The sequence below is a fragment of the Curtobacterium sp. 9128 genome, assembly GCF_900086645.1.
Taxonomy (GTDB): Bacteria; Actinomycetota; Actinomycetes; order Actinomycetales; family Microbacteriaceae; genus Curtobacterium.
This window is the reverse complement of record NZ_LT576451.1, coordinates 1,581,955-1,601,031: the sequence shown is the minus strand read 5'-3', so window position 1 is coordinate 1,601,031 and position 19,077 is coordinate 1,581,955. Positions and strand designations below refer to the sequence as shown.

The window sequence follows — 19,077 nt, the reverse complement described above, 5'->3', positions numbered from 1 at the left end:
TAACCGGCTCCGGTCAGCGGACGTCGAGCACGTCGAACGACCGACGCAGGAGGCCGCTCACGTCCCGCTCGGGCCCGGTCGCCCATGCGGTGATCGCGACGTCGAAGCACCCCAGCGCCGCCTGCACGATCGTCCGCGCGCGGAGGTCCAGGTCGCGCCCGACGAGACGGTCCACGACGAGCGGCACCAGCACCTCTGCCCACGCCTGGTGCTTCTCGAGGTTGCGGGCGCGGAGCGACGGGGCACTCGTCATGACACGGATGGAGCGACGGTCGGTCTCCCGATCGTCCCCACCGCGTCCGACCATCTCGACGAACGCCTCCCGCAGGGCGATCCACACCGGTTCGTCGGACGGCCGGGAACCGAACGCCGCAGCCAGTGCCTCGCGGTGCCGCGCGGGCTCGCCGATCACCGCGTCCTCCTTCGCGGGGAAGTACCGGTGGAAGCTCCGAGCGGAGATCCCGGCCTCTGCCGCGACCTGCTCGACGGTGACGCGGTCGAACCCGTCGGCGTCGAACCGGGCGATGGCGACGGCGGCGATGCGCGCGCGGACGGCGTCGCGGGTGATGTCCCGCAGGCCCGGGCGCCGATCGGTGCTCGTGTCGCTCATCCGACGATCTTAGCAATGCGGCAGGACCAGCCGTACTTGGCAGACTCTGCCACACATGGCGTACAGTGCCATGTACCACCACTCATCACGTTCCGGAAGGACAGCACATGGAACACCGCACCCTCGGTCAGCAGGGTCTCGTCGTCGGCGCCGTCGGCTACGGGGCCATGGGCACGACGTTCGCCTACGGTCCCGGCGACGACACGGAGTCGATCGCCGCGATCCGGCGCGCGCACGAGCTCGGCGTCACCCACTTCGACACCGCGGAGCTCTACGGGTGGGGCACCGGTGAGCGACTGCTCGGCACGGCACTCGCCCCGATCCGCGACGAGGTCACCATCGCGACCAAGTTCGGCTTCACGCCGGAGACCTTCGCGCCGAACTCGCAGCTCGACCACATCCGCGAGGTCGTGGACGCCAGCCTCGTGAACCTCGGCACGGACTCGATCGACCTGCTCTACCAGCACGTCCACGACCCCGCCGTGCCGATCGAGGACGTCGTCGGCGTCATGCAGGAGTACGTCCAGGCCGGCAAAGTGCGGTACCTCGGCCTCTCGAACACCGACGAGGACAGCATCCGCCGCGCGAACGCCGTCCACCCGATCTCGGTGCTCCAGACGGAGTACTCGATCTTCTCGCGTGAGTCGGAGGACCTCTTCCCCGTCGTCGACGAACTCGGGATCGGCCTCGTCGCGTACTCACCCCTCGCCCGCGGGTTCCTCAGCGGCTCGGTCGGACCACGGAGCAGCTACGCCCAGGACGACATCCGGCAGTTCCTCGACTGGTGGACCCCCGGCCACTACGAGGCGAACACCGCCGTCGTCGCGGGCCTGACCGAACTGGCCGATGCGAAGGGGATCTCGCTGTCGCAGCTGGCCCTCGCGTGGATCCTCGCGCAGCGGGAGGACATCGTGCCGATCCCGGGATCGCGGAACCCCGGACGGGTCGCGGAGAACGTCGCAGCAGCCGAGATCACCTTCACGGAGGACGAGCTCGCCCGCATCGACGCGCTCGGTCACGGGGTGCGCGGCAAGCGCGCGGGCTGATCCGCGACCACTGACGGACGGGAGGCCCGGTGCACGCCCGCACCGGGCCTCCCGTCCGTCGCGGCGCGGCTTCACGGCCCGCGACCGCCGAGAAGGCGCGCGCCGGGCACACGAAGAAGCCCCGGTCCGAAAGGACCGGGGCTTCTTGTGTCGCGTTGGTTGCGGGGGCAGGATTTGAACCTACGACCTCTGGGTTATGAGCCCAGCGAGCTACCGAACTGCTCCACCCCGCGGCACGTTGAACAGCCTACACGGCAACGGGCGGGGCACCAAATCGAGTGCCCCGCCCGTGTCGTCAGTTGCCGGAGCTGCTGCTCGCCTCGGCGTCGATGGCTGCCTGGATCGCCTCCTGCAGGCGCTTGTCCGCCTCCGCAGCCGCAACGAGGTCGTTGTCCGCGTAGGCCTGCTGGCGGTCCTGCAGTGCGGCGTTCGCGTCGTCGAGGGCCTGCTGCACGGCTGGGTTCGTCGACGTCGATCCACTGCCGCCCGTCGACCCGGATCCCGAGCTCGACCCCGAGTCCGAGGACCCGTTGTCCGAGCCGTTGTCCGACCCACTCGACGAACCGGAGCCGCTCGCGGCACCCTGGTCACCCGCGGCAGCGCCGGAGTCACCACCGAAGAGCTGGTTGAGCGCCTCGTCGAGGGTGTCCTCGAACGCGATCTTGTCACCGAAGGCCACGAGGACCTTCTGCAACAGCGGGTAGGAACCGCTCGACGTCGACTGCACGTACACCGGCTGGACGTAGAGGAACCCGCCGCCAACCGGGAGCGTCAGCAGGTTGCCCTGCTTCACGGTGCTGTTCCCGCGCTTCAGGATGTTCAGCTCTTGCGACACCGTGGTGTCCGAGTTGAACAGGTTCTGCACCTGCAGCGGCCCCGGGATGTTGTCGGTCTTGGGGATCGTCAACAGCGTCAGCTTGCCGTAGCCCGACGCCCGTTTGCCCTTGCCTGCACCTCCCGCGTCGGAGTCGACGGCGAGGTAGCCGGTCAGCACGTTCCGGGCGTTGGACCCGGTCTGCTGCGGGATGTACGTCGTGTACAGCGAGTAGGCGGTCCCCTGCCCGGGCACCTTCATCGTGAGGTAGTACGGGTCCTGCAGGTCCGCCCTGGTCGCCGTCGTCTGCGTTCCGAGGGCGGTCGTCGTCGTGCTCGTGTCACTGCTGGTGTCGCTGTCGCTCGACCCGGTCGTCGGGTCGGACGGGGTCGTCCAGGCGTCGTCACCCGAGTAGAACGAGTTCGCGTTGGTGACGTGGTAGGTCCCGAGGATCGAGCGCTGCACCTTGAACAGGTCGGTCGGGTACCGCACGTGGTCGAGGAGCTCGGCGCTCATGCTCGACACCGGCTTCATCGACGTCGGGAAGATCTTCTGCCAGGTCTTCAGCACCGGGTCCTTGGTGTCCCACGCGTACAGCGTGACCTTGCCCGTGTACGCGTCGACCGTGGCCTTCACCGAGTTCCGGATGTAGTTGACCTGATCGGTCCGGAAGGTCGACGACTCGGTGCCGGCGATGCTGTCGGACAGGCTCTGGCTCTGCGAGTACGGGTACGCGTCCGAGGTGGTGTAGCCGTCGACGATCCACTGCAGGCGGTGGTCGACGATCGCGGGGTAGGCGTCGCTGTCGGTCGTCAGGTACGGCGCCACCTTCTGGACGCGCTTGATCGGGTCACGGTCGTAGAGGATCTGCGAGTCCTTGTTGACCGCGTTCGACAGCAGGATCTGCTCCGACTGGAACTTCGCCGCGTAGACGAGCCGGTTGAAGAAGTTGCCGATGCTCGGCCCGCCGTTGCCCTGGTACGTGGTGGTCGCGTTGCCGCCGTTGTCGTCGGCGCTGTCCGAGCCGGACGGGTAGTCGAGCTCGACGTTCTTCGAGCCCTTCGGTGCGCCGACGATGGAGTACGGCGGCGAGGTCTCACCGAAGTACACGCGCTGCTGGTAGTCCCCCAGTGCCCCGGTGGACGGGATGCCCGACTCGAGGAACACCGGCTTGCCGTCGCTCGCGCGCTGGTTGCCGTACGCCGCGGTCACACCGAAGCCGTGGGTGTACACGAACGTGCGGTTGTACTGCGTGTTCGCCGCGCTGCTCAGTCCGTCCAGGTCGATGTCGCGGACCGCGATGACGGTGTCCTCGGTCTGGCCCTTGATGTTGTAGCGGTCGACGTCGAGCTCGTCCGGGAACTGGTAGTACTGCCGGGACTGCTGGAGCTGGCTGAACGTGTCCGAGACGATCTTCGGGTCGATGAGCCGGATGTTCGTGGTCGTCTGCGCGTCCTCGGCGAGGGCACCGGTGGCCGTCTCGGTCGTGGCGTCGTAGTTCGACTCCTTGACCCCGGAGACGTCGTACGCGTCGCGGGTGGCGTCGATGTTCCGCTGGATGTACGCCGACTCGAACGAGCGCTCGCTCGGTGCGACCTGCAGGCGCTGCACGATCCACGGGTAGATGCCGCCGATGACGATCGCCGACACGAGCAGCAGCCCGGTGCCGACGATCGAGATCCGCCAGCGGCCGATGATCGCCGTGACGATGAACAGGATCGCGACGATCGCCGCGATGCCCGCCATGATCTCGCGACCCGGGATCGTGGCGTTCACCTCGGTGTACTGCGCACCGGTGATGAGCGAGTTGTCCTTGGTCAGCGCCGCGTACTGGTCGAACCACAGGCTGAGGGCCTGCAGCGCGATGTAGACCGCGGCGGTGATCGCGAGCTGCACGCGGGCGGCGCGGGAGATGCGGACCTCTCGCCCGCCGAAACGCATCGCGCCGTACAGGTAGCTGGCGGCGAGCGCGGCCAGGCCGGCGATGAGCACGACGGCGGACGAGTACGCCACGACGGAGCGCCAGAACGGCAGCTCGAAGACGTAGAAGGCGATGTCCAGCCCGAACTGCGGGTCGGTCTTGCCGAACGGCGTCCGGTTGAAGTACTCGAGGACCATGCTCCAGCGCGGAGCGGTGGCGAGCCCGGCGAAGACGCCGAGGACCACCGGGATGCCGATCATCACGACACGGCGGAGCGGTTCGATGACCTGCTGGTACCGGTCGAGCTGCGAGCCGAGCTTCGCGTAGACCGGCCGGAACCGGAACGCGAGCAGGATGCTGACGTACACCGGCACGGCCATGCCGAGGAAGCCGGCGACGAACATCAGCCCGCCGGCGAGCCACCTGGTCGTCAGCACGTTCTGGAAGCCCAGCTGGGCGAACCATGCGTAGTCCGTGTACAGGCTCGCGAAGATGAAGAAGGCGATCACCAGTGCTGCGAGCACGATGATCGTGACCACGATCGGGACACGCGGCGAACGCCGTCCCGCGGTGGACGAGTTGGACGAGGTTGTCGTCACGTGATTGTGCTCCAGACGTGTCGGACCGGCAGGCCCGGCGCACCGGGCCGTCAGTGCACCGATCCTATGGGACGCGACCGACAGCGAACCTGTACCCGATCTCAGGAAACCCGATCTCAGGAAGGCGCCACGAGCCTCCCGGCCCGGCCTGGAGGCACGGCAGACCCCGCCACGCGACGCGCGTTGCGGACGTGGCCGGGCTCAGGGCCGCGGTCAGGACCCGCAGGTCGCCAGACCGGCCGTGCTCTTCCCGCTCGCGATGGTGTCGAGGTCGGTGACCGCCTGGTCCAGCGTCTTCACGGAGTAGACGTCGAGTCCGTCGGGGACGTGTCCGACGACCTCGTCGCAGTTGTCCGCCGGTGCGAGGAAGACGGTCGCGCCCGCGTCCTTCGCGCCGTAGAGCTTCTGGCGGATGCCGCCGATCGGACCGACCTCGCCGTCGGCGGTGATCGTGCCGGTGCCGGCGACGTGCTTGCCGCCGTTGAGCTTGCCCGGCGTGATCTCGTCGATGATCCCGAGGGCGAACATCATGCCGGCCGACGGCCCGCCGACGTCCTGGAGCTTGATCGACACGTCGAACGGGAAGTCGTAGTGCTCGACCACACCGACACCGAGCAGCGCGGTGCCGCTCTCGTCGCGCGGGGTGACCGTCACGTCCTTCGACGCGCCGTCGCGGGTGATCGTGACCGTCGCGGGGCTGGACGTCCCGTGCTTCGCCACGGCTTCCCGGAGGGTGGTCGCGTCGGCGTTCGTCGTGAGCGACGTGCCGTCGAACGCCGTGATGACGTCGCCCTTCCGGATCGTGCCGTCGGCGGCGGAGCCGTCCTGCACGGTGCCGACCTCGAGCGTCGTCGGGATCGCGAAGCCCTGTTGGATGAGTGCGGCCGCGACGGCGGACTGCTGCGAGTTCGACATGTCGGCGGCGTCCTGCTTGTTCACCTGTTCGGTCGTGGTACCAGGGGGGTAGATCGCCGACGCGGGGACGACGGCCTGGGACTTCGTGAACAGGGCCCGGATGACGCTCGTCCAGGCGGGGCGCTGCGTGGCCGTGCCCTCGACGCTCACCGTGAGCATGTCGAGCGCGCCGGCGGTCGGGTACGTCTGGTGCCCGTCGACCTGGATGAGCTTGACGTCCTTCGCGTCCTTGCCGGTCCCCTGCCGTTGGGTGCCGATCGTGTTGAAGACCGGACCGGGCAGCTCGATGACGTACGGACTCGGGAGCACGCTCGCGATGATCGCCAGCACGACGGCCCCGACGACGAACGCCCACCCGACGGTCCTGGTGCGGGAGCGGCGGCGGGGGGCGGGCGCGAAGAGGGTCAACGGGGTCCTTCCGGAGTGAGGTGCGCCGCGGCGTCCGCCGGGCTGTTCGCCGTGGCTTCCGCTCGGCTGTTCGCCGCGGCTTCCGCTCGGCTGTTCGCCGTGGCTTCCGCCCGGCTGTTCGCCCTGGGCGCAGCCCGCGGAGCGATCCCACGGGTCCGTCCCAGGTCCGGCCCCACGAGCAGCGATTAGCGTAGTCGGCATGCCTGATGAACCGCAGCCGGGGCCGGACGACGACTTCCAGGAGATGCTCCGCAAGCTCCTGTCCGGGGAAGGCCAGATCGACCCGTCGCAGCTCGCCGGCGCGGCCGGTCTGCCGAACGACCCGGCCTTCGTCGCCAACCTGATGAGCCAGCTCCAGCGTGCGGCGCAGGACGGCGGGGACGGCATCGACTTCTCGGTCACTGCAGAACGCGCCACCGCGATCGCGAAGGACGGCCAGCACGGGGTCGACCCGGCGACGTCGCAGGCGAGCGACCAGGCGTTCCAGGTCGCCGCGCTCTGGCTCGACGAGGTGACCACCGTGGCCGAGCTGACCGCGACCCCGAGTCTCTACACCCGGGAGCAATGGGCGAAGGCGACAGCACCCGTGTGGACGCAGATCGCCGAGCCCGTCGCGGACAGCATCGCGACCGCGCTGACCGAGGCCATCGACCAGCGCGCCCCGGAAGAGCTCAAGGCCATGCTCGGCGACGTGTCGAAGGCGATGCGCGGCGTCGGCGGCGCACTGTTCGCGATCCAGCTCGGTCAGGTGGTCGGGCAGCTCTCGAAGGAGGTCGTGTCCGGCGGCGACGTCGGCGTGCCCCTGCTGGACGAGCAAGTCGCGGCCCTCCTCCCCCAGAACGTGGCCGAGTTCGCCGAGGGCCTCGACGTGCAGGAGGACGAGGTCCGCATCTACCTCGCCGTCCGCGAGCTCGCACACGCCAGGCTCTTCCGCTCCGCGCGCTGGCTCCGCCTGCACATCATCTCCTCGATCACGGAGTACGCCCGCGGCATCCACATCCCGTTCGACCGCGTCGAGGAACTCGCAGCGGACATCGACCCGACCGACCAGGAGCAGCTCCGCGACGCCCTGGCGTCCGGTGCACTGATCCCGCCGCGCACCCCGGAGCAGGACGCGGCGCTGGCACGCCTGGAGACGATGCTCGCGCTCGTCGAGGGCTGGGTCGACACGGTCACCGCGGCCGCCACGGCACGCCTCCCGCGTTCCGGCGCGATCGCGGAGACGGTCCGCCGTCGCCGCGCAGCCGGTGGTCCGGCCGAGTCGGCGTTCGCCACGCTGGTCGGCCTCGAGCTCCGTCCCCGTCGCCTCCGGGAAGCAGCCGCCATGTGGCAGCGGGTCACGGACGAGCTCGGCGCCGAGCAGCGGGACGCGCTCTGGGCGGCGTTCGACCTGGTCCCCGTGTCCGACGACATCGACTTCCCCGACGCACTCGTCGCCCGGCTCCGCAACCCCGGGCAGAGCGCCGCGGACGACGAGTTCGACCGGGCGCTCGAGGACCTGCTCAACGACACGACCGGCGACCGCCCGCACGAGGACGAGTCGGGCGGGATCGAGTCGGGCGACGGTTCGGGTCCCGACGACGAGTCGGGCGACGACGAGTCGGGCGGCGCCGGGCCGAGGGGTCCGTCGGGTTCTCCACAGATCTGACGACGGCTCCCACCGGTGCCGGCACGTCCGGCACGGTGGGGCCATGGGCATCCGCATCGATCCGACCCTCGAGTTCGTCTGGCGCGACCCGACGACCGTCCAGCTCGGCGTCGATCCGCCACGCGCCGTGGTCGCCGTCCCCACCACGGCGGAAGAACGATTCCTGTGCACCCTCCGCCGTGAGACCGGGCGGGACGCCCTGTCCGGCGTCGCCGCGAGCGTCGGGTGCCGACCGGAGGTCGCTGCGCGGGTGCTCGGCGCGGCGTCCCCTGCCGTGCTCGACATGCTCCCCGAACCGCTCGCCCGGGTGGAGGTGCACGGCGCCGCCGACCTCGCCGGGATCGTCGACGACTTCCTCACGGGTGACGGTGTGACCGTGGTCCGGACCGTTGCCCCGCGCGGCGGTCCGGTCGAGCTGCCGGATCCCGAGCCGTCGATGGCCGTCGTCGTCGCCGAGCACGTGGTCGACCCCGCGCTGCGGTCGGCGTGGACCCGCCGTGGGACGCCGCACGTCCCCGTCGTCGTCGGTGACGGCCGCATCCGGATCGGACCGCTCGTGGTCCCCGGTACCGGACCGTGCCTGCAGTGCATCGAGTACGCACACGTCGACGACGACCCCGCGTGGCCGGCGATCGCCGCGCAGGTCTGGGGCCGCCCGGCCGCACCGCTTTCGCCCTACCGTGCCGCTGCGGTCGCGGCAGCGGTCACCCGCATGGTCCTCGAGCACCTGCCGGGGACCACGGTGCGTCCCGACGACGAGCAACTCGTCTTCGAGCGCGACGACCTGTCGGTCAGTCGGCGGCAGGTGCGGCCGCATCCCCGCTGCGCGTGTCGAGCGCTGCCAGGAACCGGCTCGGCGCCCGCGCGCCGCCGCGGGTGGACCCCTGTCGTGACCACGTGACCGTGACGGTGCGGCGAGCGCGGGTGAGTCCGACGTAGAAGAGCCGGCGTTCCTCGTCCACCTCGTCGTCGGTCGTCGCGTGCGAGATCGGCAGCAGCCCCTCGGCGACGCCGGCGATCACCACGTTCGGCCACTCGAGGCCCTTCGAGGAGTGCAGGGTCGCGAGCGTGACGGCGTCGAGCTCTGGCTCGTGGTGGGTCGCCGCGCGGTCGACCAGGTCCTGGGTGAACTGCTGCATGGTCGTGCCGGCCGGGGCGCCCTCGGCGAGGCCCATGATCGCCTGCAGCGCCTCCCACTGTTCGCGGACCGCTCCGGTGCCCTCCGGTGCGGTCGGCGTCCACCCGCTGACCTGCAGCACGAGCCCGACCCGGCGGGTGAGCTCGTCGTCGGTCTGCCGGATGGCCTCGCCGCGCATGTGGTGCACCGCGAGCTTGACCTCGGGACGGTCGAAGAAGCGCGTCCCGCCCTGCACCCGGTACGGGATCCCCGCGCGGCCGAGCGCGGCCTCGAGCGCCGCCGACTGCGCGCCGACACGGAACAGCACGGCGCAGTCGCCGTACGTCGCGCCCCCGGCGACCAGGTCGGTGATCCGTCTGGCGATGGTCTGCGCCTCGTCGCCGTCGTGCACACACGGCACGACGACGGGTTCCGGTCCCTGGTCGGTGGTCTGCGCGACGAGTTCGAGCGCACCCGCCTGACCACGCATCACCGTGTTCGCCGCGGCGACGACCGCTCGGGTGGACCGGTAGTTCCGCTCGAGCCGCAGCACCGATCCCCGGGGGAACTCCGATCCGAACCCGAGCAGGTAGCGACTCGACGCCCCGGCGAACGAGTAGATGGTCTGGCTGGCGTCGCCGACGACGCACAGGTCCTGGCGGTCGCCGAGCCATGCCTTGAGCAGGTCGTGCTGCACGGGCGAGACGTCCTGGTACTCGTCGACCACGAAGAACCGGTACTGCTGCCGGACGTAGCTCGCCACCCGGGGCTCGGTCTCGACCATGCCGAGCGTCGCCAGCAGGACGTCCTCGAAGTCGAGCTGCCGACGGTCGTCCTTCAGCCGCTCGTACGCGCGCATCAGGTCGATCACCCGCGCGGGGCTCGTTTCGCGGGGCATGACCCGTTCGGCGGCGGCTGCCTCGTACTCCTCGAGGGTGAGCCGCTGCACCTTCCGCCACTCGACCTCGGCGGCAAGGTCGCGGAGCACCGGCTTGTCGACGCTCATCCCGACCGTGTCCGCGGCGTGCGCGATCATCCGCGCCTTCGACTCCACGATCCGCGGCGCGTGACCGCCGACGGTGTCCGGCCAGAAGTAGCTGAGCTGCGACATCGCCGCGGCGTGGAACGTGCGGGCTTGCACGGCGCCGGCGCCGAGCGCACGCAACCGGGAACGGAGTTCACCCGCCGCCCGGGTGGTGAAGGTCAGCGCGAGGACGTGCGCGGGCGAGTACGTGCCGGTCGCGACCCCGTACGCGATGCGGTGCGTGATCGCGCGGGTCTTGCCGGTGCCCGCGCCGGCGAGGACGGCGACGGGGCCGAGGAGCGTCGTCGCGACGGTGCGCTGTTCGGCGTCGAGCGCGGCGAGCAGCGCCTCCGGAGACGAGGCAGGGTTCACGGCAGGTCCAGCGGGCCGCCGTACCACTCCTCGATGATCGCTCGGGCGATCGACGTCCTGCCCGGGAGCAGGAGGGTGTCCCCGGCACGCTCCCGGATCTCGTCGCGCGAGAACCACCGGACGTCGAGGATCTCGACCCCGTCCGGCCGTGCGGTGGAGGGGTCGCCATCGACCGCCTTCGCTCGGAACCCGACCATCAACGACGCGGGGAACGGCCACGGCTGCGACCCGAGGTACTCCGGCTCCTCGACCCGCACGCCTGACTCCTCCCAGACCTCGCGGCGGACGGCGTCCTCGAGCGACTCCCCCGGCTCGACGAACCCGGCGAGCAGCGAGTAGCGGTCCTGGTCCCACGCGGCGTTCGAGCCGAGCAGGATGCGATCGTCGCCGTCGGTGACGCCGACGATGATCGCGGCGTCGGTGCGCGGGAAGTGCTCGTGTCCCTCGGGGTCGCGGCGCACCCAGCCGCCGGTCACCACCTCGGTCGCCGAACCGGTCCGGGGCGAGAACCCGTGGACCGCGTGCCAGTTCGCCATCGCGACGGCCTCGACCGCGAGGCCCTGGTCGCGCGGCGAGAGCTCGGTACCGAACATCCGCAGGCTCTCCCACGCGTCGGCGTCCGGCTCGATCCGTCGGGAGGCGTCGTCGTCGACCAGCGCGGCTGCGAAGCGCGTGCCGGACGGGGCGTCGTCAGCGTCGCGCACCGACCGCCCCAGGTAGATCACCGGCGCGTCGTCGGGCACCTCGGCCGCGCCCACGAAGCGCAGCGAGCCGGACGGCAGACGCAGCATCGCACCGCCGTGGACCGGGAGGAAGCGGGTCTCCGAGTCGTCCCGGAGCGAGCGCTCGAGGTCGTCGGTGGTCCGGAACTCCGCGTCGCGGTCGAGTTCGTTGCGGGAGAGCGGAAGCCGGGCGGCGAACTCCACGGTCACGTGGGACTCCTCAGATCGGTGTCGTGTCGGGACCGGGTCAGCGTGGCGAACGTCGTTCGCGGCGCATGCGGACCTACCCTGAGGGGCATGGCGGGATCCCAGTTCACTCTAGCGGCGTTGGCGACGACGGCCGTTCCCGGACTCGTGGTCACGGGCACGCGCACCCTCGGTTCCATCGCGTCCGGGGACTACGAGTCGGCGGTCCTCCGGGACGCCGACGGGGCCGAGTCGGCCATCCGGCGACCCCGCAACCAGCGCGCGGAGGCACGGCAGTCAGCCGACCTCCTCGCGATCCGGGCGCTGAGCGCCGGGATCAGGTCGCGCCTCCCGTTCGCCGTCCCCGAGTACCGGGGTCAGGCGCCGATCGGGTCCACGCGTGCCATCGTGACCACCTACGTCCCGGGGGCGCACCCCGCGCTCCGCGCACTCGCGGAGCGGCCGGAGCTGGCGACCAGCATCGGCCGGTCCATCGCCGCCGTGCACGTGCTGCCGACGAGCTTCGTGACGGACGCCGGTCTGCCGTCCCTCACCCCGTTCGAGATCCTCCGTTCCGCGGTGTCCGTGATGGACCGTGCGGTGGCGACCAAGCTGGTCCCGGCCGCACTGCAGGAGCGGTGGGAGGGCGCAGCCCGCGACCAACAGCTCTGGCAGTTCACGCCCACCGTCGTGCACGGCGCCTTCGGGGTCGACGCGCTCCTCGTCGAGGGCGACGCCGTTTCCGGGGTCCTCGGCTGGGGCGAGCTCCGGCTCGGCGACCCGGCGAAGGACCTGGCGTGGGTGCTGGCCGGACGGCGCGAGGCGTTCGACACGGTCCTCAGCGCGTACGAGGCGAACGGCGGCGGCCGCGACCGGCAGCTCGCCCAGCGCGCCAGGGTGTACCACGAGCTCGAGACCGCGCAGTGGTTGCTGCACGGTGTCCAGGCGAAGAGCACCGAAGTGGTCGACGACGCGGTCGCGATGATGCACCGGCTGGTCGACGCCGTGCACGCGCCGACTTCCACACCGCTGCAGTCGGTCTCCCCGGAGACGATGGAGATCGGCGAGGTCGAGCAGCTGTTGTCGTCGACCGAGCGTCGGCACGGCTGACGCCGGCTGAGCCGCGGCGCTCACCGGGAGCCTCCGACCGGGAGGCTCCGACCGGTCACAACACACCGCTCACGTTCGCCGAGTGGTCACGTTCCGTCGTCCGGTGCGCCTCCCAACGACGATTCCCGACCGGTCGGCGGGAGTGCGCGGCCGGCAGCCCGCTCAGCCGACGGCCGCGGTCCACGCCTGTTCGAGTCCGGCACGGTCGAGCAGCTCGGTCGGCCGGACCTCGAGGTCGTCGGCCACGAAGTAGAACACCGCGTCGATCTCGTCCACCGGTCGCCCGGTGAACTCCGCGTACGCCACGCGGTACAGCGCGAGCTGCAACTGTCGTCGTTCGAGGTCGGTCTTGCCCGTCGGTGCCTTCCCGGTCTTCCAGTCGACGACCTCGATCCGGCCGTCAATCTCGTAGACGGCGTCGAGCTTGCAGACGACGCTGTGTCCGAGGAACGGGATGTGGATCTCGCGCTCCACCTCGACGGGGGTGAGCCCGGCCCACCGTGAGCGGGCGAAGGTCTCCTGGAACTCCCCCAGCCGTCGGGCGTCGTCGTCGCTGACCGCGGCGTCTGCCGGTGCGGACTCGTCGAGGTCGATGTCGAGCTCGTCGTCCCACGCGTCGAGCGTCTCGAGCGCACCGCCCGCATGCCCACGCTGTTCGACCCACTGGTGGAAGAGCGTGCCGAGACGGGTCGCACGGTACGGCCGCTCCGGCATCGGTCGGCGCAGCCGCTCGGCCACCGCGTCCGGCTCGGTGAGGTAGTCCTTGAACCCCGACGCCGGCACCCGGTGCGGCACCACCACGCGGTGCTTGCCGGAGCGGCTCGCGCGACGTTCCGCGAGGAGCAGGTCGATGTCGGCGGCGAACCGGCCGGCGGCACCGGGGTTCGCGTTCCGGACGCGGTCCGCCGCCGCCTGGACCCGGACGGCGCGGGCACCGAACGGCACGTGCGGCCAGAGCTGGGTCGCGCCGGCGTCGCCGAGCGGGTTCTCGTCGTGCACGGTCGTCTCGGGGATCGCGCCGCCGTCGACCACACCCGCCTCGACGAGGTCCCCGAGGTACCGGCTGGGCTGCATCGGCTTCACGCCGCCGGCCCAGAACGAACCCGACACCAGGAGTTCGTGCCGCGAACGGGTCAGCGCCACGTAGGTCAGGCGACGCTCTTCGTCCTCGTTGCGCGACTTCACCTCGTCCTTGAACGCGTCGATCGCGACCGTGACGTCCTTCTGGGAGTCGTGCCCCCGCCACGCCAGACGCGGCAGCTCGTCGGCGTCGCCCCGGAACTCGTACGGCAGCCGCCCGAAGCCGATCCAGCCGGACGAGCCCTCCTGCGGGCGGGCCGGCAGTGCGCCCTCGACCAACCGGGGCACCGCGACGGCGTCCCACTCGAGCCCCTTCGAACCGTGGATCGTCAGGATCTGCACGGTGCCGGACTCGGGTTCCTCGGACCGGGGTCCCATGTCGTCACGACGGGCAGCCGCGTCGATCCAGCCGAGGAACGCCCCGAGGTCGGCACGGTCGTCGGTGGCGACGAACCCGGACAGCTCGTCCACGAAGGCGTCGAGGAACGCGCCGCTCCCCTGCTCGTGCGCGGCGACCTCGATGTCCAGGTGCATCTCCTGCACGACGAGCGTGACGAAGTCGACGAGGTCCCCACCTGCGCGGGACCGGAGCATCGCGAGCTGCTGTCCGAGCCGACGCATGCGTGCACGCCCGGCTTCGGTGATGCCCTCGAGCGCACCGTGGTCGTCCGGCGCGACGGCGACGAAGTCGAGTGCGTCGACGACCGAGCCGTGCTCGCCGACCGCGACGGACGCCCGGAACGCCGCGGTGACGTCGTCGTCGAGGCGCTGCTGGGTGTGGTCCCGCTTGAACAGCCACTGCGCCAGCCCGTGCAGCGCCGCGATGTCCGCAGCCCCCACCCGCCACCGGGCACCGGCGAGCAGCCGGATCAGATCGTTGCCGGCAGCCGGGTCGTGCAGCACGCGCAGGCACGCGACGAGGTCGACGATCTCCGGACGCTGCAACAGGCCCCCGGTGCCGAGCACGTGGTACGGCACACCCCGGTGCCCGAGCGCCGCCGTGAAGGCGGCGAGGTCCTTGCGGGCACGGAGCAGCAGCGCCATCGACCCGGTGGGGTTGCGACGCCGGTGGTCCTCGAACCAGGCCGCGACGGCGTCGGCCTCTTCCGGCAGGGTCTCGGTGAAGACGGCACGGACGTCGCCGGAGTCCGCGCCGGGACGCGGGGAGAGCCGCTCGACGTCGACATCGGACGCCTCGGACAGCGGGGAGACCACGGCGTTCGCCCCGGCGAGCACGTCCACCGGGTTCCGCCAGCTCGTCGACAGCGCGAACGTCCGCGGCGCGAGGTCACCGGCGCCGCCGAAGTCACGAGGGAACCTGGCGAGGTTCGCCGCACTCGCGCCGCGGAACCCGTAGATCGACTGGTGCGGGTCCCCGACGGCCATGACGGCGTGCTCCCGGAACAGCCTGGCGAGGAACCGCGTCTGCACGACGGAGGTGTCCTGGTACTCGTCGAGCAGCACGACGCGGAACCGCTGCCGGAGCTCCGTGACGACGCGCGGTGCCGCCTCGGCTGCGGCGAGCGCCAACGCGATCTGGTCCGAGAACTCGACGAACCCGCGGTCGACCTTCTGCCGGCGGAACTCCTCGACCAGGTCGGCGAGCGGCTCGAGTGCGCCGATCGACGCGACCGCGGCGGTGATCGCTGCGTACGGCTTGCCGCGGTTCCCGGGGAGCTCGAGGAGCTCCGTGAACTCGATCGCGAACCGGCGCAGCTGCTCGGGTTCGACGAGGTGCTCGGACGCGGCGCCGGCGAGCGCCACCACGGCGGCGGTGATCGTGTCGACGTTCCGGTCGAGCCCGGCGAGTCGGTCGTCCCGCGCTGCGACGACGACCCGTCGCGCGAGCTGCCACGCGGACGGCTCGGTGAGGACCTGCGACTCGCCGTCGCGGCCGACCAGCAGCGCGTTCTCGCGGAAGACGCTGTTCGCGAAGGCGTTGTACGTGGACACGGTCGGCGCTTCGAAGGCGTCACCCGGGGTGATCAGCCCCGCGGACTCCAGCGCGGCGATCCGGTCGTTGATGCGGATCGACAGCTCGCCGGCGGCCTTGCGCGTGAACGTCAGCCCGAGGACCTCGTCCGGCCGCACGTGTCCGTTCGCCAGCAGCCAGACGACGCGCGACGCCATGGTCTCGGTCTTGCCGCTGCCTGCTCCCGCGACGACGAGGGCGGGGGCGAGCGGCGATTCGATGACGGCACGCTGTTGTTCGGTCGGACGTGGTCGCCCGAGCGCGTCGGCGATGGCGTCGGCACCGTGGCGGACCGTCGTGCCGGTCGCGGCAGGCGTGCCGGTCGTGCCGGCCGCGGCAGGCGTGCCGGTCGTGTCGGTCGTGCTCACCAGGTCACCTCTCCCACCACGTGGATCCGGCACTCGACACCGGTGCGCGCCTTCTCGCAGTGGTCGTCCACGTTCGCGACGAAGGTCCGGCCGGCCATGCCGCGGGCCACCGCGTGCAGGCGTTCCCGGTACGCGGCACGGTCATCGGCGTCGAAGGCGTGCTGCGTGCGCTCCGAGTAGGCGTGCCCGCCCTTCGGGTTCTGCACGAAGACGAGTCGGGCATCGGCCATCGGCGACCCGGCGGGCACGCCGTCGACCGCGCCGTCCTCCACCGCGAGCTGGTACGCCCCGAGCTGCGGGTGCTCCGGCATGTCGTTCTTCTCGCTCGGCATGCTCCGCCCGGTCTTCAGGTCGACGACGCTCACGGTGCCGTCCGGGTCGATCTCGATCCGGTCGATGCTGCCGCGGACCCGAGCCGGCCCGGTGACGAGCGCGAACGAGGTCTCCGCACCCAGCAGCTGTCGACCGGCGGACGCGAAGGTGCGCAGGTAGTCGCTCAGCCCCTCGATCATGCGGCGGGTCCTGGCACGCTCGCGGTCGGCGATCCACGGCGACTCGAACGTGAGCTCACCCCAGCGAGCGTCCACCCGCTGCCAGAGGGACTCCACGTCGATCTCCGTGGCGTGCTCCATCGCTTCGTGGACGATGGTGCCGATGCCCATCGCCGGGCTCGGTGCACCGCCGCCGAACGTCTGCACGAACCAGTGCACGGGGCACTCCTCGAAGGTGCCGATCCTGGACGGTGACACGCCGACGGTCGGCGGGGTGGGTTCGCCGCTGACGGGGTCCGGTTGCGGGTCGGCGTCGAGGTCGACGAGCGGGTCGTCGGTGGTGACCTCCGCCGTGCCGTACCAGTCGTCCGGTGACGCGCCGGGGACGTCTTCCGCCGCCAGGCGCGCCAACGCGGAGGCTGCTTCGTGGTCGCCGGTGGAGACGACCCGGCGCCGGAGCGACCCGGCGAGGCCGCGGAGGGACAGCGGGTGCACGGTGGGTTGCCGATCGGGCGGCACGGGGACGAGCCGCACGAACGGCGACGGCGCTTCGTCGTCGTTGGCGATCGTCCCGATGACGACCTGGGTGGTCGCGCGGGACACCGCCCGCGCGAACAGCCGGAGCTCGTCCCCGATCACCGCCGCACGGTCGTCGACGGCGGCGTGGTCGATCCCGGCGGCGGAGCGGACCAGGCCGTCCGGGTCGAGCAGGCTGCCGCGCACCCGGGTGTTCGGCCACACGCCGTCCTGCAGTCCGAGGACCACGACGACGTCGGTCTCGAGGCCGATCGTCGCCGACGGTGTCAGCACGCGCACCCGGCCGGCCGTGCGGTCCGGGCCGATGCTGTCCTCGGCCAGGTCGGCGCCGAGCACGTCGTCGACGAACACCCGGGCGGGTGCGTCCGGCGTCCGCTCGACGAACCGCTTGGCGGCCGTGAACAGGCCGACCACGGCGTCCAGGTGCCGGTCCGCCTCGGCCGCTCCGACGCCGCCTGCGAGGGACTGCCCGCCCCAGATCCCGGCGAGACCGCTGCGCTCCCAGAGCCCCCAGAGGATCTCCTCGATGCTGGCACCGGCGTCGGCGTCCGCTCTGGCCTGCACGAGGCTGCGCGCGAGTCGGGTCGCGCGTCGGGCGAAGGCGGCGTCCACGGTTGCGAGGCGCTCAGGAGCCCCCAGCGCGTCCACGAGCAGCTCGTCGGCGGTCCGGGAGCCGCCACCAGCGAGCTCTTCACGGCGCAGCGCGAGCCGGAGCCGACGCATCGCGAGCGTGTCGAGCCCACCGAGCGGCCCGGTCGCGAACGCGGTGGCGAGGGTGGCGTCGAGGGACAGCACACCGAGCGACACACCGGCGGCGTCGAGGAGGGACCGCGCGGCGGTGTCGTCCCGCGGGCGCGTCGGGGCAGCGCCGGCGGTCGCCGGGACCTCCGCGACGGAGAGGGCGCGGACGAGCTCGGGGATCGCCGCGCCGCTCCGGGTGACCACGACCATGCGGTGCCACGGGACGCCGTCGAGCAGGTGGTGTTCACGCAACCGCCTGGCGATCGCGACGACGAGCGCCGATCGACTGCCGGCTTCGAGGTGCAGCACGGAGTCGGCGCGAGCGTCCGTGTCGGCGGCGACGGCCGTGCGCTGACGCCCCGCGGCGGCGGCACCGACACGCCCGGTGATGGCAGAGACGAGCGCACGGATCGGCGCGGGGTGGCGGTGCACCGTGCCGAGGACGATCTCCTGGACGCGGTCGACGCCGAGCCGTGGCGCGAGCCGGCCGAGGACGTCGGGCTCGGCGCCGCGGAACGCCGATGCCGCGATGTCGGGATCGCCGAACGCGACGACCTGCACACCGGAGCGCGCCAGAGCCCCGAGCAGGGCGATCTCGCCCTCGACGAGTTCCTGGGTGTCGTCGACCACCAGGAGCCGGAGCGCCGCGACGGCAGGTGGGAGCTCCCCGCGGAGCACCGCCGCGGTGGCGAACGCGACGAGTTCGGCCGCGTCGAGACTCGTCGCACGGAACGCGGTGACCGCCGCGCGGTACTCGTCGACCAGGTCGCCCACCGCACGCCACTCGGGACGGCCGTGGTCGTCACCGAGCTCGCGCATGTCGTCGGGTTCGACACCGGCGGCGACGGCGCGCATCATCACGTCACGGAGCGCCGTGCGGAACCCCGCGCGCTCCCGGACGACCGCCGTGATGGGCTCCGGCCACGCCGGCCCGGTGCCGTCGGTCTCGTGCCCGGCGAGGAGGTCGCCGAGGATGCGGTCCTGCTCCCCGCCGGTCAGCAGCGTCGGCGCCGGCTGCCCTTGGACGGCTGCGGCGTGCGCGACGATCTGGAAGGCGAGGGAGTTCACGGTCCGTGCGAGGGCGCCGGGGGTGACGCGTTCGACGGTGACGGCGAGGTGGTCGCGGAGCGCGGTCGCCGCGGTGCGCGAGGACGTCAGGGCGAGCACGGTGGCGTGACCATCGGCGCTGATCGCGTCCGGACGCCGCAGCCGAGCTGCGACGAGCCGCGCGAGCGTCGAGGTCTTGCCGGTACCAGGTGCGCCGATCACCGCGGCGTGCACGTCGTCCGGCAGGGCGAGGACCGCCGCCTGTGCCGGGTCCGCCACGAGCGCGCGCGACACCTGCTCGGGAGCGGGTGCTGGTGTCAGCGTGGTCTGCGGCACGCTCGTACGGTAC

At 71.7% G+C, this 19,077-nt stretch carries 11 protein-coding genes and 1 tRNA gene; 4 read left to right on the top strand and 8 right to left on the bottom strand.

Features of this window, described 5'->3' with window-relative positions:
- Positions 1 to 13: 13 nt before the first annotated feature.
- Positions 14 to 610 (bottom strand): TetR family transcriptional regulator, encoded by a 597-nt coding sequence (locus QK288_RS07770; protein WP_281267230.1) that lies wholly within the window; start codon positions 608 to 610, stop codon positions 14 to 16.
- A 107-nt stretch (positions 611 to 717) separates the two neighbouring features.
- On the opposite strand from QK288_RS07770, the gene QK288_RS07765 reads away from it, so the two are divergent.
- Complete coding sequence (locus tag QK288_RS07765) at positions 718 to 1,656, top strand: aldo/keto reductase (protein ID WP_281267229.1); 939 nt, start codon at positions 718 to 720, stop codon at positions 1,654 to 1,656.
- Between the two features lie 156 nt (positions 1,657 to 1,812).
- Here QK288_RS07765 and QK288_RS07760 read toward each other — a convergent pair.
- The 3 genes from QK288_RS07760 to QK288_RS07750 form a co-directional block, all read right to left on the bottom strand.
- Positions 1,813 to 1,889: transfer RNA gene (locus QK288_RS07760), tRNA-Met, on the bottom strand.
- A 62-nt stretch (positions 1,890 to 1,951) separates the two neighbouring features.
- On the bottom strand, positions 1,952 to 4,930 hold the full coding sequence (locus QK288_RS07755; RefSeq protein WP_281267556.1) for a UPF0182 family protein: 2,979 nt from the start codon (positions 4,928 to 4,930) through the stop codon (positions 1,952 to 1,954).
- A gap of 273 nt (positions 4,931 to 5,203) precedes the next feature.
- Complete coding sequence (locus tag QK288_RS07750) at positions 5,204 to 6,313, bottom strand: S16 family serine protease (RefSeq protein WP_281267228.1); 1,110 nt, start codon at positions 6,311 to 6,313, stop codon at positions 5,204 to 5,206.
- A gap of 199 nt (positions 6,314 to 6,512) precedes the next feature.
- On the opposite strand from QK288_RS07750, the gene QK288_RS07745 reads away from it, so the two are divergent.
- Together QK288_RS07745 and QK288_RS07740 are read left to right on the top strand one after the other, a co-directional pair.
- The gene (locus tag QK288_RS07745; protein WP_281267227.1) at positions 6,513 to 7,961 is read left to right on the top strand and encodes a zinc-dependent metalloprotease; all 1,449 of its coding nucleotides are present in this window, start codon (positions 6,513 to 6,515) and stop codon (positions 7,959 to 7,961) included.
- Between the two features lie 43 nt (positions 7,962 to 8,004).
- Positions 8,005 to 8,862: a TOMM precursor leader peptide-binding protein gene (locus QK288_RS07740; protein ID WP_281267226.1), complete on the top strand. Its 858-nt coding sequence runs from the start codon at positions 8,005 to 8,007 to the stop codon at positions 8,860 to 8,862.
- Here QK288_RS07740 and QK288_RS07735 read toward each other — a convergent pair.
- Complete coding sequence (locus QK288_RS07735) at positions 8,753 to 10,474, bottom strand: ATP-dependent helicase (RefSeq protein WP_281267225.1); 1,722 nt, start codon at positions 10,472 to 10,474, stop codon at positions 8,753 to 8,755. The two genes, QK288_RS07740 and QK288_RS07735, sit on opposite strands and share 110 nt — an antisense overlap.
- Positions 10,471 to 11,406, bottom strand: a complete 936-nt coding sequence (gene nudC / locus QK288_RS07730) for an NAD(+) diphosphatase (RefSeq protein WP_281267224.1) — start codon at positions 11,404 to 11,406, stop codon at positions 10,471 to 10,473. Before nudC ends, QK288_RS07735 begins: the two co-directional genes overlap by 4 nt.
- Before the next feature lie 87 nt (positions 11,407 to 11,493).
- Here nudC and QK288_RS07725 point away from each other — a divergent pair, with 87 nt between their 5' ends.
- The gene (locus QK288_RS07725) at positions 11,494 to 12,492 is read left to right on the top strand and encodes a phosphotransferase (protein ID WP_281267223.1); all 999 of its coding nucleotides are present in this window, start codon (positions 11,494 to 11,496) and stop codon (positions 12,490 to 12,492) included.
- 162 nt (positions 12,493 to 12,654) lie between these two features.
- On the opposite strand, the gene QK288_RS07720 is transcribed toward QK288_RS07725, so the two are convergent.
- Together QK288_RS07720 and QK288_RS07715 are read right to left on the bottom strand one after the other, a co-directional pair.
- Positions 12,655 to 15,912: an ATP-dependent DNA helicase gene (locus QK288_RS07720; protein WP_281267222.1), complete on the bottom strand. Its 3,258-nt coding sequence runs from the start codon at positions 15,910 to 15,912 to the stop codon at positions 12,655 to 12,657.
- Entirely contained in the window at positions 15,909 to 19,064 is a 3,156-nt protein-coding gene (locus QK288_RS07715) for a UrvD/REP family ATP-dependent DNA helicase (protein WP_281267221.1), read from the bottom strand. Before QK288_RS07715 ends, QK288_RS07720 begins: the two co-directional genes overlap by 4 nt.
- Positions 19,065 to 19,077: the final 13 nt, after the last annotated feature.

Excerpts from the sequence above, each read along its gene's own strand:
- QK288_RS07745 (WP_281267227.1), top strand. The coding sequence starts at position 6,513 with ATGCCTGATGAACCGCAGCCGGGGCCGGACGACGACTTCCAGGAGATG.
- QK288_RS07740 (WP_281267226.1), top strand. The coding sequence starts at position 8,005 with ATGGGCATCCGCATCGATCCGACCCTCGAGTTCGTCTGGCGCGACCCG.
- QK288_RS07770 (WP_281267230.1), bottom strand. The coding sequence starts at position 610 with ATGAGCGACACGAGCACCGATCGGCGCCCGGGCCTGCGGGACATCACC.
- QK288_RS07765 (WP_281267229.1), top strand. The coding sequence starts at position 718 with ATGGAACACCGCACCCTCGGTCAGCAGGGTCTCGTCGTCGGCGCCGTC.
- QK288_RS07725 (WP_281267223.1), top strand. The coding sequence starts at position 11,494 with ATGGCGGGATCCCAGTTCACTCTAGCGGCGTTGGCGACGACGGCCGTT.